Origin of the sequence: Sorangium sp. So ce693 (assembly GCF_051521375.1) — a bacterium.
In the GTDB taxonomy this organism is placed as follows: domain Bacteria; phylum Myxococcota_A; class Polyangia; order Polyangiales; family Polyangiaceae; genus Sorangium; species Sorangium atrum.
This window is the reverse complement of record NZ_CP150347.1, coordinates 9,049,552-9,065,134: the sequence shown is the minus strand read 5'-3', so window position 1 is coordinate 9,065,134 and position 15,583 is coordinate 9,049,552. Positions and strand designations below refer to the sequence as shown.

General features: G+C 72.4%; 11 protein-coding genes. 5 read left to right on the top strand and 6 right to left on the bottom strand.

Going from position 1 to position 15,583, the window contains the following annotated elements:
* The first annotated feature begins 50 nt into the window (after nt 1-50).
* On the top strand, nt 51-2,309 hold the full coding sequence (locus WMF14_RS33800) for a type IV pilus secretin PilQ (RefSeq protein ID WP_437804343.1): 2,259 nt from the start codon (nt 51-53) through the stop codon (nt 2,307-2,309).
* 38 nt (nt 2,310-2,347) lie between these two features.
* Here the strand turns inward: WMF14_RS33800 and WMF14_RS33795 are convergent, their stop codons facing one another.
* Complete coding sequence (locus WMF14_RS33795; RefSeq protein ID WP_437792951.1) at nt 2,348-3,286, bottom strand: LysR family transcriptional regulator; 939 nt, start codon at nt 3,284-3,286, stop codon at nt 2,348-2,350.
* Nucleotides 3,287-3,465: 179 nt separating this feature from the next.
* Between WMF14_RS33795 and WMF14_RS33790 the strand changes: the two genes are divergently transcribed.
* The 4 genes from WMF14_RS33790 to WMF14_RS33775 all read left to right on the top strand — a co-directional run bounded on the left by WMF14_RS33790 (nt 3,466) and on the right by WMF14_RS33775 (nt 9,470).
* On the top strand, nt 3,466-4,803 hold the full coding sequence (locus WMF14_RS33790; RefSeq protein ID WP_437792949.1) for a wax ester/triacylglycerol synthase domain-containing protein: 1,338 nt from the start codon (nt 3,466-3,468) through the stop codon (nt 4,801-4,803).
* 11 nt (nt 4,804-4,814) lie between these two features.
* Nucleotides 4,815-6,659, top strand: a complete 1,845-nt coding sequence (locus WMF14_RS33785) for an NAD(P)/FAD-dependent oxidoreductase (RefSeq protein WP_437792947.1) — start codon at nt 4,815-4,817, stop codon at nt 6,657-6,659.
* A 182-nt stretch (nt 6,660-6,841) separates the two neighbouring features.
* Nucleotides 6,842-7,513, top strand: a complete 672-nt coding sequence (locus WMF14_RS33780; protein ID WP_437792946.1) for a hypothetical protein — start codon at nt 6,842-6,844, stop codon at nt 7,511-7,513.
* Nucleotides 7,514-7,877: 364 nt separating this feature from the next.
* Nucleotides 7,878-9,470, top strand: coding sequence for a peptide chain release factor 3 (locus WMF14_RS33775; RefSeq protein WP_437792944.1), 1,593 nt, complete (start codon nt 7,878-7,880; stop codon nt 9,468-9,470).
* A 44-nt stretch (nt 9,471-9,514) separates the two neighbouring features.
* Here WMF14_RS33775 and WMF14_RS33770 read toward each other — a convergent pair whose 3' ends face one another.
* From WMF14_RS33770 to WMF14_RS33750, 5 genes are all read right to left on the bottom strand, one after another.
* Nucleotides 9,515-11,356 carry a DUF885 domain-containing protein gene (locus WMF14_RS33770; protein ID WP_437792942.1) on the bottom strand — a complete coding sequence of 614 codons (1,842 nt, stop codon included), beginning with the start codon at nt 11,354-11,356 and terminating at the stop codon, nt 9,515-9,517.
* Between the two features lie 58 nt (nt 11,357-11,414).
* Nucleotides 11,415-12,605, bottom strand: a complete 1,191-nt coding sequence (locus WMF14_RS33765; RefSeq protein ID WP_437792940.1) for a hypothetical protein — start codon at nt 12,603-12,605, stop codon at nt 11,415-11,417.
* A gap of 67 nt (nt 12,606-12,672) precedes the next feature.
* Entirely contained in the window at nt 12,673-13,314 is a 642-nt protein-coding gene (locus WMF14_RS33760) for a DNA-3-methyladenine glycosylase (protein WP_437792939.1), read from the bottom strand.
* A gap of 16 nt (nt 13,315-13,330) precedes the next feature.
* Nucleotides 13,331-13,804 (bottom strand): peroxiredoxin, encoded by a 474-nt coding sequence (locus WMF14_RS33755; RefSeq protein WP_437792937.1) that lies wholly within the window; start codon nt 13,802-13,804, stop codon nt 13,331-13,333.
* Between the two features lie 155 nt (nt 13,805-13,959).
* Nucleotides 13,960-15,444, bottom strand: coding sequence for a sigma-54-dependent transcriptional regulator (locus tag WMF14_RS33750; protein ID WP_437792935.1), 1,485 nt, complete (start codon nt 15,442-15,444; stop codon nt 13,960-13,962).
* Nucleotides 15,445-15,583 lie beyond the last annotated feature (139 nt).

Below are 15,583 nucleotides of genomic sequence, written 5' to 3'. Positions count from 1 at the left end.
ACTATCGCCCGAGGCGGGGCGCGCTTCGCCGTGCTGCGGCACTCGGGGTGATGTTGATCCTCGGCGCTCCTGCGGGAGACGCAGACGCCGCCGCCCCGATCAAGGTCAGCGACGTGAGGCTCACGGCGCCGGACGAGGGCAAGGCCGAGATCGTGGTCGCGACGAGCGGCGAGCCGCGCTTCTCGGCGCGGGTCGCGGACGGCGGCAAGCGGCTCCTCGTCGACCTCGAGGGCGCCGTGGATGGCGGGGCGTCCGGCGCGATCACGAGCGGCAACGCGATCGTGGCCGGGGTGATGACGCAGGGGTTCGGCAAGGCGACCCAGCGGACGACGCGGGTGCTCGTGCAGCTCGCGCGCCCGGCTGCCTACCGGATCCGCGCCGAGCAGGGCGCGCTCGTGATCGAGCTCGCCGCCGCCGACGCGACGGCGCCGATGGCGGCGCGGGCCCCGGCCGGCCCCGCGGCGGCGGCGCCGGCGCGCGAGCCGGCGGCGATCACCGACGTGCGCTTCGAGCACCAGCCGACGCTCGATCGGGTCGTCATCGAGCTCTCGTCGATCCCGAGCTACCGCGAGTCGACGGGCAAGGGGGGGCGCCGCGTCATCGAGCTCAGCGGCGTCCGGCTCCCCGACGCCCTCCAGCGCAAGCTCGACGTCGGCGCCTTCGGCGGCCCGGTGCGGGCCATCTCGACGTTCCGGCGCAACAGCGACGGCTCCAGGGTCGTCGTCGAGGTCGAGCAGGCCGCGGGCGCCTCGGGCGTCGTCGCGCGCGAGGGCAACGCGCTCGTGCTGAGCGTCGCGAAGGGCGCGCTGCCCACGACGCTCTCGGGGATCGCCGCCGACGGCGGCGCGGCGAGGCGGACCCGCACGGTGGCGCGCGAGGCGGTCCTCGACGACGCGGCGCCGAAGGTGGAGACCTCGTTCGAGGGCGCGGCGAGCAGCCAGGAGTCGCTCGTCGAACCCGACCAGGCCGGCGCCTTCATGCCCGCGATCGCCGGGCAGCAGCGGCGGTTCACGGGGCGGCGCATCGACCTCGACCTGAAGGACGCGGACATCCACAACGTCCTCCGGCTGATCTCCGACGTGGGGCGGGTCAACATCGTGACCGCCGACAACGTGACCGGCACGGTCACCATCCGGATGCGCAACGTCCCGTGGGACCAGGCGCTCGAGACGGTGCTCCAGGCCAAGGGCCTCGGCGTCGTCCGGCAGGGCAACATGATCCGCGTCGCCCCGATCGCCGATCTCAACAAGGAGCGGGAGCTCGCGATCGCGCGGCGCAAGAGCGAGCTCCAGCTCGCGCCGCTCGAGACGCGGCTCATCCCGATCAACTACGCGGACGCCAAGGACCTCCAGGACCGCTCGAAGGACATGCTCTCGCCGCGCGGCTCCCTGGCGGTCGACGAGCGGACCAACGTGCTCATCGCGCGCGACGTCGCGGGGAACCTGAACCAGATCGAGGAGCTGGTCCGCTCGCTCGACACGCAGACGCCGCAGGTGCTGATCGAGGCGCGCGTGGTGGAGGCGACGAGCCGCTACGTGCGCGACATCGGCATCCAGTGGGGCGGCGACGGGACGTTCAGCGCGGCGACCGGCAACCCGACGGGGCTCGTCTTCCCCTCGGCGATCGGCATCGCCGGCGGCGCGACCGACTCGAACAGCCCGACCGGCGGCCTCTCGCCGTTCGCGAGCCAGGTCTCGAACCCGAACTTCGCGGTGAACCTGCCGGCCGTCGTCGGCGCCGGATCTGGCGGCGCGCTCGGCTTCACGCTCGGCTCGATCAACAACACCGTCAACCTCGGCGTCCGCCTCTCGGCGGCCGAGGCGAGCGGCATGCTGCGGGTCGTCTCGAGCCCGCGCATCCTCACGCTCGACAACCGGGAGGCGCGGATCAGCCAGGGGACGCTGATCCCGTTCTCGCAGATCAGCGCCCAGGGCGTGCAGACGACCTTCCAGGAGGCCAAGCTCCAGCTGCTCGTCAAGCCGCACGTCACGTCGGACGGCAGCGTCGCGATGCACGTGAAGATCAACCGCGACGAGCCCGACTTCAACCAGACGTCGGCCCGCGGCGACCCCACCATCCTGAAGCGCGAGGCGGAGACCGACCTCCTGATCATGGACGGGCACACCGCGGTGATCGGCGGGATCTTCACCCGCAACACCGGCCGGAACCTCGATCAGGTGCCGTTCTTCGGGGACATCCCGGTCCTCGGCCTCCTCTTCCAGCGGCGGCGCGCGAGCGACACGCGGAACGAGCTCGTCATCTTCCTCACGCCGCGCATCGTGAACCGCGCCGAGGCGCTCGGCCGGTAGCCCCCGGCGCGGCGCGCCTCGCCGCGCCCTCGACCCCCTCAGACGCGCTTGCGCCGGGCCGCCTCGCGCGGGGTCGGGGCGGTGTCCGTCACGACGCCGCGCAGCCACGCCCGCGCGGGATCGCCCTCGGTCCGGCTGTTCCACGCCATCGCGATCTCGATGGGCGGCAGCTCGAACGGCAGGTCGAAGGAGCGGAGCGGCACCAGGCTGGAGAACGCCCTGCCGAGGCGCGTGGCCACGGTGGCCACGAGATCCGAGGCGGTGATGGCGTGCGGCACGAGGAACACGTGCGGCACCGTCATGGCCTCGTGGCGCGCGATCCCGCGCGCCGCGATGAGATCGTCCGCGACCCCGTCGTGGGCGCCGCCCCTGGGGACGACGACGTGCGGGAGGGCCGCGTAGGTCTGGAGATCGACGTGCCCGCGCGCCGTGGGGTGGCTCATGCGCGCGAGCCCCGCGAAGCGATCGTCGAAGAGGGGGGCGCGGCGCAGGTCGGAGGGGAGGCTCTCCTGCGGGAAGACGCCGATCGCGAGATCGATCTCGCCGCTCCGGAGCGCGTCGACGGCGCGGCCGTCGAGCGGGAGCAGGTGGAGCGCGAGCCTCGGTCCGCCCTGCGCGAGCGCCGCGTTGAGCCGCGGCATGAGGACGAGCTCCACGTACTCCGTGGCGGCGATCCGGAAGGTGCGATCGCTCGTCGCCGGGTCGAAGGCCTGCGCCGTCTCGCCGAAGAGGCCCGCGAGATCGTGGACGATCGCGGTGACCTGCGGCGTGATCGCCTCGGCGCGCGAGGTGAGCGCCATCTGCCGGCCGACCCGGACGAGCAGCGGGTCGGAGAAGAGCTCACGCAGCCGCGTCAGCGCGTGGCTCATGGCGGGCTGGCTGAGTCCCACCCGGCGGGCCGCGAGCGTCACGCTGCGCTCCTGCAGCAAGGCGTCGAGCGCGATCACCAGGTTGACGTCGATCGCCGAAAGATTCACTCCGGGAATATAAGACGAACAAAGTATCCACAGCGTGGATACTTTCGTTATCTTGCGCGGGCGCGCGGCGGGCGTGGCGACGATGCGTGATCCTGCGCCTGCGGGCGCTGTCGTGCGGGCCGCGCGGCTGCTAGGGTCGCCCGCGGCTCGTCCCTGACCGGCGGTGCCTCGCGGAGACCATGACATCGCCCGTTCTGCTCGGGGGGATCGACTTCTTCCACCTCATGAACGATCGCGCCATGCGATCGCGCGGCCAGGCGGGCAACCACTGCCTGTTCGTCCTCGAGCTCGACGGTCGCCTCGACCTGGCGCGGCTCGCGGTGCGGCTCGAGCGCGCGACCCGGGCGCTCCCCGAGCTCCGGTTCCGGCTGGACAACAGCGTGCTCGGGCGGGCGGGGCGGCCCCGCTGGGTCGTCGATCACCACCGGCGCGCCCCTGGGCTGCGCCTCCACGAGGTGGAGGGCGAGCGCGAGCGCGCGGCGCGCATCGAGGCGCTGCTCGCGGACCGGACCTCTGCCGAGCGGCCGTGGGCGCTCGACGTCGTGCGCGAGGTGGGCGACGGCGATACGGTCGTCCTTCGCCACCACCATGCGCTGACGGATGGCAGGGGCGCGGATCGGCTCGTTGCCTGGCTGGGCTCCGGGAGCGGCGACGCGCCTGACGACCCGCCGCCGCAGCAGGAGCGGCACGACGCGCCGGAGCGCCTGCTGGCCGCCATGGACCGCGACGAGCGGGTCGCGCTGGCGCGCGCGTACAAGGCCCACGTGCTGTCGCTCGGCCGCGCGCCCATCCTGTCGCTCGCGCGCGCCTGTCCTGGGGTGCGGCCCTCGGCCTCTCGCGTCCTCCGGCTCACGCTCTCGGCGGAGGAGACGCGCGCCTTCGATCTCCGGGCGCGCCAGCGAGCGCGGCTCGCCGAGACGAGCCTCATGCTGATCGCGGCGACGCGGCTCGCCGACCGGGCGCTCGCGGGCCGCGGCTTCGCCCCGCCGCACCACGTGATCCCGCTGCCCCTCTCGCTCGACCCCAAGGGGGGCGCGCGGCGGCTCTTCGGCAATCACCTCACGATGGCCCTGCTCTCGCTCGGCCGTGACGAGCTCCACGACGACGCGCGCGCGGTGGCCCGCCTCGCCGAGCAGCAGCGCGCCGTGGTGCGCGACAGGCTCGATCTCGCCATGATCGCCGCGCTCGATCTGGCCCGCTGGCTCCCCGGCCCGATCTACCGCTGGCTGGGGGATCAGCCCTTCCAGGGAGAGCTCGCCTCGCTGATCGTCTCGAACCCCGGCGCGGTGACGGTGGAGCGGTTCGCGGGGCTCCCTGTGCGCTCGGCGTACCCGCTGCCCGCGGTCGTCGCGCCGCCCGGCTTCCAGGTGATCTTCAGCCGCTTCGGCGGTCGCCTCTCCGCGTCGATCATCCACGGCGACGGGCTGCTCCGCCCGGACGAGGTGGAAGCGATGCCCGGCGCGCTCCGCGCCGAGCTGCTCGGAGAGCCCGCGCCGCCGGTCGGGGCCGCGGTATAAGGGCTCTCGTCATGCGCACGTTCGATATCGTCATCATCGGCAGCGGCATCGCCGGCGGCTTCCTCGCGCGGCAGCTCCGCCTCGCGTGCCCCGACCTCGGGGTCCTCGTGCTCGAGGCCGCCGAGGCGATGGAGGATTACAAGGTCGGCGAGAGCACGGTGGAGGTCGCGGCGAACTACATGGTTCGCCGGCTGAACCTCGGCACGTACCTCTACCAGCACCAGCTCCCCAAGAACGGGCTCCGCTTCTTCTTCGACTCTCCGGGCAAGGACCTCCCGCTGCCCCGGATGAGCGAGATCGGCTCCGACCACATGCCGTTCCACCCGAGCTTCCAGCTCGAGCGCGCGCGGCTGGAGCGCGATCTCGTGACCATGAACCGCGCCGCGGGCGCCGAGGTCGAGCTCGGCGCCAAGGTGGTCGACGTCTCGATCGACGGGCGCGGGCGGCACACGGTCGTCTACGAGCAGGGCGGTGAGCGGCGCGAGGTCGCCTGCCGCTGGGTGTGCGACGCCTCCGGTCGGCGGCACGTCCTCTTCCGCAAGCTCGGCGTGAAGGTGCACAAGGAGGCGCGGCTCAACACGGCGGCCGCGTGGGGCCGCTACCGCGGCGTCGCGGGGCTCGATGCGGTCACCGACGCGGCGTGGCGGTCGCGCGCGCGGTACACGTCGCGCCACCTGTCGACGAACCACTTCATGTACGACGGGTACTGGATCTGGTTCATCCCGCTCGCCGGCGATCTGATGAGCGTGGGCGTCGTGTTCGACAAGGACAGGATCGGCGCCGGGAACACGCCGGCCGGGAACGCGCCGGCCGGGGCGCTGCCCGGGCCGCGCACGCGCGCGGAGTTCGAGCGCTTCCTGGGCGCCCACCGCGCCGCGCGCGACCTGCTCGAGGGGGCGGAGCTCGAGGATTTCCAGAGCTATGCCCACCTGCCGTACCACGCGGAGCAGTACTTCTCGACCGACCGTTACGCCGTCACCGGCGAGGCCGGCGCGTTCACCGATCCCTTCTACAGCCCCGGATCCGATTTCATCGCGACCGCGAACGAGTTCATCACGCAGATGATCCTCTCCGACGTCCGCGGCGACCGCGCCGGGTTCGAGGAGAGGGTCGCGGCCTACGACGCGTACTACCGGTTCAAGTACGACAGCACGCTCCGTCTCTATGAGCGCATGTATCCGGTGTTCGGCTCCTTCGAGCTCTATCGGCTGAAGTACCTCCTCGACTTCAACAACTACTACAACCTCGTCGTCTGGCCGTTCATGGCCGACCGGGTGACCGACGTGGGTTGGATCCGGGAGGAGCTCAAGTTCACCGATCTCGTGCTGCGCGCCCTCTCGACGATGGGCGAGCACCTCGCGTCGCTGGCGAGCGACCTGCGCGCGCGGGGGGAGTACTTCGCGCAGAACGAGGGGCGCTTCGCCAACGGGCTGAACGGCGTTGCGCAGCTGGAGACGCGGCTCGGACCGGCCATCGACGAGCGGTTCCGGCGCGAGCAGGTCGACCGGGCGTATGGGAGCGTCTTCGCGGCGCTCGTCGAGAGGCGGCTCGGCGAGCAGGGCCTCTCCGACCGTGCTCGCCTCGTCTCGGAGCTCACCCTCCCGCAGGTGCTCGTGTTCCGCGACATCACGCCCGAGCGGCTCGCGCGCCTCCTTCAGCGCATCGGCGAGCGGATGACCAGGGAGCTCCGCGACGAGCTCCCGGGCGCAGGGATCGAGCGGATCGAGCTCGGCGCGGGCGGCGTGATCTCCGTGACAGGGCCCGCCGCGGGGACCGAGGCGCATGCCAACGCCCTGTCCCGGGCACAGGCGCTCTGGGACGCCTCGGCGGGATCGCTCGCCCACATCGCCCTCTGAGCCTGCTTTCGTGGCCTTCGGGGCCCCGGTCGTCGCCGGAGGCGAGCGCCTTGCGGCAGCCTCGACGAGCTCGCCGCGGTTTCTCCTGTACGCGCGCCCGTTCCGCAGTATCACACCGGCCGATGCGGTGGAGAGCAGCAGGTGGGCGTCTTGGTCAGTGGGCGATCTCTGTGGCGCTGTCGATGGGCGCTGTCGGCGCCTGCGTCGGCGCGGTCGCCGAGGGCGGCGCGCCGCCGCGGCAGGAGCCGCCGGATCAGGGGTGGATCACGGCGGCGACGCCTGACGCCGGCGGCGCTCCGCGGTGTCCGCACGGCGCGCTGGAGGATCCTCACCGTGGCTTCGTGCGGTGCCTAGAGCCGGGCGAGGCGGATGCCGGCTGGCTCCCCCCGTCGCCGCAGCCCGAGCCGCCCCCGCCCGACGGCGGCGCCCCGCCGCCCGACGGCGGCGCCCCCCCTCCCGACGGCGGTGTTCCCGGCGATGCCGGCCCCATCGACGGCGGCGTGCCCGACGCATCGATCGTGTCGGCCCCGCTCCCTCTCGTGGAGGTCAAGGAGCCCGAGTTCATGAACGGCGACGTCCCGAACGTGGCCAAGCGTCTAGAAAAGGTCGCCCCCGACCTGGCGAAGTGTGTTGCCGACAATGGCGGCCTCTCTGGCGCATCGGGCAGCATCAAGGTCCAGTTCCTCGTCCGGGTGCGTGGCCGCGCCGAGGGTGTCGAGATCCTCGACTCTCGGGGCATCACCTCCGACGCGCAGCGCTGCATCCGCCAGCTCCTCAAGAACAAGCCCATCGGCACCCCCAGCGCCGACCCCGTAGGCGTGACCGTCTCCCTCTCCCTTCGCGCCCCGAAATAACGCTCCCTTACAAAGACCCGAGCCACGTCATCCCGCGCGCGACCCCTGCCGGGACCACGACCCCCATCGGCCGCCCCGCCCCTTCCAAAGGCCCCCTTACAAAGAGCCAGGGCGGGCGGGGGTGGCGCGCGAGCGGGCGGCGGGGGTGGGCCCCACGAACCCCGAGGGCCGGCCCGCCCCGCAGCGCCCCCTCTCTGACCGAGTCTCCCGTCCAGCGCGCCCATAGCCCCCCAAAAGGCCCGAGTTCGTGGGGGGACCCCCGCCGCCCGCTCGCGCGCCACCCCCGCCCGCCCTGGCTCCGTCGCCCCTTGGGTTGACGCAGCCCCCACGGACTCTATCCTGCCGCGCCGCTGTGCCCGACCCGATGCTCACCCGCGAGATCGCCCGTCGAAAGACGTTCGCGATCATCTCCCACCCCGACGCTGGCAAGACCACCCTAACCGAGAAGCTCCTGCTGTACGGAGGCGCCATCCAGCTCGCCGGCGCCGTGAAGGCCAAGAAGGCGCGCGCTCACGCCGTGAGCGACTGGATGGAGATGGAGCGCGAGCGCGGCATCTCCATCTCGACCAGCGTTCTCCAGTTCCCGTACAAGGGCCGCCTCCTGAGCCTGGTCGACACCCCCGGCCACGCCGACTTCAGCGAGGACACCTACCGCGCGTTGATGGCGACCGACGCTGCCATCATGATCCTCGACTGCGCGAAGGGCGTCGAGACGCAGACGAAGAAGCTCTTCCGTGTCTGCAAGCTCCGGCAGATGCCGATCTTCACCTTCGTCAACAAGCTCGACCGCCCCGGGCGCGACCCGTTCGAGCTGATCGGCGAGGTCGAGGAGGTCCTCGGCATCGGCGTCTACCCCGTCACCTGGCCCATCTCGGCGGGCGGCAAGTTCCGCGGCGTCTACCATCGTGAGCGCAAGCAGGTCTTCCTCTTCGAGCTCGTCGCGCACGGCGCCGAGATCGCCCCGATGGAGGTCGTCTCGCTCGACGCGCCCGAGCTCGTCGAGGCGCTCGACGAGGAGGGCGCCCGCCAGCTGCGCGAGGACATCGAGCTCATCGACGCCGCCGGCGACGCGCTCGATCGCGACAAGCTCGCCCGCGGCGAGGTCACGCCCATGTTCTTCGGCAGCGCCATCACCAACTTCGGCCTGCCGCAGTTCCTGGACGCCTTCATCGAGCTCATGCCCCCGCCCGCGCCGCGCGGCAGCGACAAGGGCCCCATCGCCCCGGACGACGACCGCTTCACCGCGTTCGTCTTCAAGATCCAGGCGAACATGGACCGGGCTCACCGCGACAGGATCGCGTTCCTCCGCGTCTGCTCCGGCCGCTACGAGCGCGGGATGAAGGTGCACCACGTGCGCCTCGACCGCGACATCCGGCTCACCAACCCGGTGCAGTTCATGGCCCAGGAGCGCACGCTCGTGGAGGACGGCTTCGCGGGCGACATCATCGGCGTCTTCGACCCGGGGCTCTTCCTCATCGGCGACTCGCTCTGCAGCGGCTCGCCCGTGAAGTACGCCCCGCTGCCGCAGTTCCCGCCGGAGCAGTTCGCCCGCGTCGTCATGATCGATCCCATGAAGCGCAAGCAGCTCAAGAAGGGGCTCGAGCAGCTCGCGCAGGAGGGCTCGGTCCAGCTCTTCCGGCCGCCTGAGGGGCGGGAGGGCGAGGCGATCCTGGGGGTCGTGGGCGAGCTCCAGTTCGACGTCGTGAAGCACCGCCTCGCGGCCGAGTACGGCGTCGACGCCCGGATCGAGCGGCTCTCGTTCAGCCTGGCCCGCTGGGTCGAGGGCGAGCCGGTGCCCCTCGCGGAGCTCGAGTCGAACCTCTACGGCTATGGCGCCCTCGACGTGCACGGGAACCACGTCGTGCTCTTCAAGGGCGACTGGCAGCTCGACGCCTGCCAGAAGGCGTTCCCCAAGGCGCGCTTCGTCGAGCTCGGTGGTTCGATCTCCCCCGTCTGACCTTCCGCCGCGCGCGGCCCTCCTCGGCCGCGCGCGGATCGCCGCTACTCCGCGAGCAACGCCGGGAGGTGCCGCACGGACGGTGAGCCGTGGCTGAGCAGGCGGTCGTGGTAGGCGCGCTCGGTGAAGCCCGGCTTGCGCTCGTGCTCGGCGCGCAGGCGCATCATCTCGGTGAAGCCGTGGAAGTACGTGGTGAGCTGCGCGCTCGTGAGCCGGGCGCGCCGCCACTTGCCGACGGCCTCGCCTTCCTCCTGGAAGGCGTCCTTCGTCATGAGCGCGAGCGCCTCTTCCTCGCCCATGGTGCCCGCGTGCACCCCGTGGTCGAGGAGAGCGTTCACCGACATGCGAAGCACCATCTTCTGGCGCTGCATCCGCACCCTCGGGCCGCCGAAGCCGTGGTGGGCCATCAGCCACTCGGTGTAGACCGCCCACCCCTCGACGAACGGGCCGCTCGAGAAGACCGCGCGGAACTTCGAGGGGAACCTGTTGTTGTGCATGAGCTGCAGGAAGTGGCCCGGCATCGCCTCGTGGACGGTGAGGTCGGCGAGCATGCTCGAGTTGTACTCGCGGTAGAACGAGTCCACGCGCGCCTTCGGCCAGTCCTTCGGCGTCGGCGCGATCGCGAAGAACGTCTCCTGCTTCGCCTCGAGCGGGCCGGACGCGTCGCAGTAGGCGATCGCGACGCCGCGGCGGTACTCGGGCATCTCGATCACCCGGCAGGGCTCCTCCGGGATGCGCACGAGGTCGTGTGCGCGGACGAAGTCGGTCGCCTTCGCGAGGAGCTCCTCGGACGCCTTCACGATGGTCGCGTTCGTCGGGTGATCGGCCGCGAGCGCGTCGAGCACCTTCCGGATCGCGGCCATCTTCTCGTCCTGCGCCTCGACCCTCGGGAAGGGCTGCTTCCCGAAGAGCGCCGGCCAGAGCTCCCTCGAGGTCTCGAGCATCTCGGCGTGCGTCGCCGCGAGCAGCGCGCGGGCGCTCGCGACAACGCCGTCGATGTCGATGGCGGCGTCGTCCAGCGTGAACCGGAGCTTCTTCTCGAAGCGCGCGCGCCCCAGCCGGAAGTCGCCGTCGCTCCTCGGGAGCAGGTCCTTCTCGAGGAACGCCTGGAAGCCCTCGAGCGCCGCCGCCGCCGCCCTCGCGGCCGCGTCGAGCTCGGCCTGCTGCGCCGGGGCCGACGCGAACAGCGCCGGGAGCTCGGACTTGCAGAGCGCGATGAGCCCCTTGTTCTGCGCGATCGCCGTCTCGGTGTGGATGCGCGGCGGCGCCGCCGTGAGGCGCTGCTCCGCAGCCCGCACGAGCGCGGGGACGCCCGAGAGGCGACCCCGGAGGCTCCGCAGGCGCTCCTCGAGCGGCGCGAAGCTCCTCGTGATCAGGGGATCGAGCCCGTCGCCGACGAGGCCCGTGTACACCATCGGGTTCCACGTCGCCTCGCGGAGCTCGTCGATCGCGAACAGCCAGGAGCGCAGCTGGTTCTCCATCATGGCCGCGTCGACGCGGCTCTCGACGCCCAGGCTCGCCGTGGGCAGCGCTCCGAGCTCGGCCAGCGCCGCCTCGATCGTGCGCCTGCGCGAGGCCTCGCCCTGCTCGGTGACGTCCGGCCACGCGGCGTCGTACCGGTGGTCCCCCGCCTCGGTGGCGCGGACCGGCTCGTCGCGCAGGTACTCCTCGAGCACGCGCGCCGACAAGGCCGCGAGCGCCTGCTCGGCGCCCGCTTCGCCGGATCGAGCGTCGGCCGGGCTCACGACGGCCGCCTTCGTGACGGGCGGCGGGACTGCGCGCTCGGTCGACCCGCACGCGCAGAGCAGCGCGACGAGCAGGGGCAGGTGGGCGCGGAGCGATCTGCGGGAGAACGAGAGCTCATCGAAGAGACCATGGTGTCGCACCCACGCCTCCTAGCGCCAGCTCGCCGAGAAGGGAACGTGCCGAGCGGCGGCATCGGGCTCAATGCGCGCTGCCGAGCGAGGCCTTCGCGAGGCGGGAGATGCCGTCCACATCGCCGTGCACCGCGTCGAGCAGCGGGCCGAGCGCGAGGCGGAGCGGCTTCGAGTTCGGGTGACGGAGGATGCGCGCCACGCTCTCGGCCGCCAGCTCGTTCAGATCCTGCTCCGCGTAGCGATCGATGTGGGCGCTCGACAGCGCGAGGCCCGGGAAGGCGGTGCGGCAGAGCGCGTCGATCAGCTCTCCCGCGACGCCCGCCGCGATGTTCGCGGCGCCCAGCGCGGCCCGGGCCTTCTGCGCGCTGATCGCGCACGACTCCGTGCGCAGCTGGCTGATCACGGGCGAGCCGAGCACCGTGTGCCAGCGGGAGAGCTCGGCGGCCCGGCTCGCCTCGAACTCACCCGGCGGCGCCTCGGAGACGGGCAACAGCGCGGCCAGCTGATCGGCCGCGCCCGGATCGATCGCGACGCGGCGCACGATGATCAGGTCGTGCGCCCGCAGGCATCCGAGGAGCAGCCGCGTGGACGCGTCGCGCAGCAGCGGCGCGAGCGCGGCCGCGATCACGGTGGGGGGCGAGCCGATGAGCCCCGGGCTCGACCCCCGCGCGGCGCCCGCGCCGCCAGCGCGGGAGCGTGGCGCGCCGGAGCTCGGCGGCGAGCGCACGCTGATGGGCGGCGGGATGCTCGACGGCGTGTTGCGACCGACGGCCGGCGGCGCGCCGGGAGCCTGCGACAGGGCGCGGCTGCTGGCCGGCGACACGCCGGTGGGCCGGCTCACGCCGACCGGCGAGGGCTTGTTCGACTGCGTGCGCGCGCCCACGGTCCGCGTGGGATCCTGGACCGACGTCGGCTCGCCGCGCCGCGACTGCGTGGTGCGCTCGGTCACAACGTGAAGCGCCGCGAGCTCGATCGCGCGGAGCCCCGGGATGCCGCGCGGCGCGCGGTCCGCGATGGCCGCGGCGAGATCGGCCTCCTTGCCGAGGAGCGGCTCGTGCTCTGCGGCCTCGCGCAGCAGGTCTCCGGCGAGCTGCGCGCACCGCTCCGCGGCCCTGTCCGCGGCGCTCCGCGTCTGCGGCTCCTTGAAATAGAGCGTTAACTTTCCCCGCACGGTCTCCCGATGCGTGTCCGCCGTGACGACCTGCGACGCGCTCTCGACGTTGGCAGGTTCACGCCCCCCGAAAGGCCAGAATCCCATGCGCCCATTGTCGCGCGATCCTGGGCCCGGGCGCGAGCGCTTCGAGCGCTCGCGCCCTCACGCTCGCTCAATGGCGAGGCGGAACGGAGACATAGCGATTGCCGCGTTCGTAGAATCGCCACGGCTTCTTCGCCCACGCACCTGCATAGTCGACGTTGATGCGAGGCGACCTTCCGATGGGCCCAGCAGCGCCCGGGAGCAGCGAGAGCTGCGCTCCGCAGACATCCATCCCGTACGCGGAGCGGTCGAGCCCCAGCGCCTTGCACAGCTTCCCCGGCCCGTTGGTGAGCTCGATCCGCCCAGGCGCGACGCCCCGCCGGCGGCTCATGAGCGGGAGGCCGATCATCGGCTCGATGGCGCGGATGAGGACAGCGTGCGGCTCTCCCTCCGAGGCCACGACGATGTTGAACGCCCAGTGCATGCCGTAGAGCTGGAACAGGTACGCATAGCCCGCCGGGCCAAACATGACCTCCGTCCGCACGGTCCGTCGCCCGCCCGCGCTGTGCGCGGCGAGGTCTTCCGGGCCGCGGTACGCCTCGGTCTCGACGATGCGCCCCGCGGCGGTGCCCTCGGGCGTCGTATGGACGAGCACCTTCCCGATGCACGCCCGCGCGACGACGAGCGCGGGGCGAGCGTAGAAGTCACGCGGCAGCGGCGCCGCTCCGTCGAGGAGCGCGGCGCCTTCGCTGGGCTCGGGGGTGGGGCGCACGGCGGGGGCTCCGCGCTCACCCCGCGGGGGGGCGCGCCGCCCGGAAGCGCTTGTCGATGAACGAGAGCACGTCGTCGCGGTGCTTCCTGGCCTGGAACTCGTGGTGGAAGACCGCAGCGATCTCCAGGGCGGGCGTGATGACGTAGGTGATCCGCCGGGCGAGGCCGATGAGCGGCCAGAGGACGCCGTAGGCGCGGCACACGCTGCGATCGCGGTCGGCGATCATCGGGTAAGGGACCTGCTGCGCCTCGGCGAACCGGCACTGCGTCGTGTGGTCGTCGGTGCTGACGCCGACGATGCTGGCGCCCGCGAGCGCGATCTCGGCGTGGTTGTCGCGGAAGAGCTGGGCCTCGACGGTGCAGTCGGGCGTGAAGGCCTTCGGGAAGAAGTACACGACCGTGCAGAGCCCACCCTGCGCCGACAGCACGAAGCGCTGGCCGTCGATGGCCAGCGTGTCGATCTCCGGCGCGCGCTCGCCGACCTTCAGCATGCCGACGCAATCTGCCGCAAGTCGCCCCCGGCGTCGACTGTGGCAAGGCGCCGCGGCCACGCTCCGCGGCGTCCCGGCGGGGCCGTCAGCGTCCGTCGGGTGTCGTCAGGGAGCGTCGACCGTCGTCGACCGTCTTCAGGCGTCTTCAACCGTCTTCAACTGTCGATTCCGAGCCGCTTCAGCCTGTAATAGAGGGTCGTGCGCTGCATGCCGAACTGCCGCGCGACCTCCGCCTTGTTCCCTCCGCAGCGGTCCAGCGCGGCGAGGAGCTCCCGCCGCTCGATGTCGTCGAGCTGGGAGCTCAGGTCGAGCCTTGGCCGGGCGCACGCCGGCGCGGCGGGCTCTTTTCCGGCCGGTTCCGCCTCCGGCTCCGCCGGCGCGGCGGCCCTGGGCGCGCGCGCGGGCGGCTCGGCCGGCTGCGCGCGCGCCGTGAACGCGAGGTGCTCGGGCAGGATCACGTCGCCGCGCGACAGGATGGCGGCGCGCTCGACCACGTTCTCCAGCTCCCGCGTGTTCCCCGGCCACGCGTACGCCGCGAGCTTCGCGATCGCCTCGTCCGAGAGCGCGGTGGCCGCGCGGGCGTTGCGCCGCGCGACCTTGCGCAGGAAGTGCTCGGCGAGGGCGCGGATGTCCTCGCGCCGCTCCCGGAGCGGCGGCAGCCGGAGCGGGAACACCGAGAGCCGGGAGACGAGCTCGGGCAGCACGCCCGCGCGCGCCCAGGCCTCGTCGATGCCGGGCGTGAGCGACAGCACGACGCGCACGTCGACGCGCGTGGTCTCCGTCGACCCGAGCCGCTCGATCTCGCCGTCGGTGAGCACGCGGAGCAGCCTCGCCTGGAGCGAGGGCGTGAGCGGCGCCGGCTCGTCGAGGTAGATCGTCCCCCGGTGGGCGAGCTCGAGCCGGCCTGCGCGCTCGGCGAACGCGCCGTCGAAGGCGCCTCGCCGCCAGCCGAACAGCTCGCGCTCGAGCGTGTCGCCCCGGAACGCGGCGCAGGTCACCTTGACGAACGGCTGCTCTTCCCGCGGGGAGCCCACGTGGATCGCCCGGGCGACGACCTCCTTCTCCGCCCCTTCCTCGCCCTCGATCAGCACGTGCGTCGCCGCCTTCGCCACCTCGCCGATCCGGGCGGCGACCTCGCGCATGGCCTCGCTCTCGCCGGCGATCTCGCCGAAATCGATCGGGTCCCGCTGCTCGCGCTCGAGGTAGCCCGCGTACTGCGCGAGCTGCTCGCGCAGCCGCCGGTTCTCCCGGAGGGTGGCGACCCCCGTGATCGCCTGCCGGAGGATGACGGCGAGCTCCTTCGAGTTCCAGGGCTTCTGGACGTAGCGGTCGACCGCGCCCGAGTTGACCGCGTCGATGAGCACCGTCATGTCCGCGTAGGCGGTGAGCAGCACGCCCGCCGCGTCGGGCCGCCGCTCCTTCGCCTGCTTGAGGAACTCGATACCGCTCATCCCCGGCATTCGCTGGTCCGCCACGATCACCGCAGGATCGAGGCGGTCGAGGAGCGAGAGGGCCTCGGCGCCGCCCAGCGCATAATGGATCTTGAACGACTTCCTGAAGGCGAACCGGAACGCGTCGAGGTTGTCCTGCTCGTCGTCGACGACGAGGACGTCGAAGCTGTTCCAGTCCAGATCGCGCATCGGGTCGCCCTGCCTCCCAGAGTTACTACAGCTCGGCACGATCGCGACAGCGGAGGTGCGTGCTCGACGGGGGGACGGCGCGGCGGCGCTCGGGCGCGCGCGCGTCCGCCTGCACCCGGGCGGAGGCGAGCGCTCTTCC